The sequence below is a fragment of the Nostocoides australiense Ben110 genome (assembly GCF_001050535.1).
GTDB lineage: Bacteria > Actinomycetota > Actinomycetes > Actinomycetales > Dermatophilaceae > Nostocoides_A > Nostocoides_A australiense.
Map to the genome: position 1 here is coordinate 3678352 of NZ_HG764815.1, position 1080 is coordinate 3679431.

General features: G+C 74.8%; 1 protein-coding gene. It reads right to left on the bottom strand.

The features are described 5' to 3' along the window. A partial coding sequence (locus BN11_RS18030; RefSeq protein ID WP_048699670.1) for a cell division protein PerM occupies positions 1–1080 on the bottom strand: 1080 nt, incomplete at both ends.

Here is a 1080-nt window from a genome sequence, read left to right on the forward strand (position 1 = left end):
GGCGACCGTCGCCGAGCGAGCCCCCGGCGAGGCCGTCGAGCAGCGCGGTGAACGCCGCCGCGAGGCAGACCGTCGCGGCGACGGAGGCGAGTTTGGTGCGGGCGCTGGCCAGGCGCGGGATCTCGGCGAGGGCGCGGCGGGCGGCATACCCGCCGATGGCGACAGGCACGAGATAAAGGAGGGCGACATACCAGCCGAACTCCCCCTTGCCCGGCAGCGCCCCGAGGACCGGGATGAGCGGGAGTACTCCGCCGTCCGCGCCGCCGAGGCCGACGCTCGAACCCTCGGTGATCGTGAAGCCGGGGCCGGCGAGGAACGATGTCATCCACAGCCCGAGGTTGGGCCACGCCAGCACCTGAGCGAACGTGAGCGCCAGGCCACCGAGCAGACCGGCGCCGAGGTCGGCATACAGCCGGGCGATCTCGCCGAGCCGCAGCGTGACGGCGAGCAGCACCAAACCCATGCCCGTCAGCAGCATCACAACGGTGGTGCGCAAGGCCGGGCGCACAGCCCGCCGCAGGGTGCGGGGCATGTGCCGCACCACGCCCTCCCACCGGCCGCGCGGCACCTCGTGCAGGGCCAGCGCGAGCAGCGGTATGCCGAGGGCCGGCAGCGGCACGGACCACCAGACGGGTCGGGCGGGACCACCGAGGGAGATGACGAACGCGAGGAGGGCGAGCGCGGCATACCCGCCGAGGAAGGCGGCATACGGATAGCGGCGCGAGCCCGACTCCGGGATGCCCTGGCGGGCGCCGCGCACGGCCAGCCACACCAGCCCGGCCGTCGCCAGCAACGGGGTGAGCGCGATGAAGACGCCATCGGCGGCCAGCCGCGAACCGCCCATGACCAGCCAGAACGCCGCCCCGGCGCCGAACAGGTCGCCCCAGTAGGAGCTGGCTTTCGGCGCGAGCGAGCCGACGATGCCGACCACGGCGAGCACGGCGAACAACCCGATCGCGGCGGCGCTGGCCCCGGCGATCAGCGCGCCCACCCAGGGGCGGTCGAGCAGCGCCCGCTGCCGCAGGGGCTCGGCGACCTCACCGGTGTCGTGGGCGGCGCCGGCGGCGGGGGTGTCGTCGA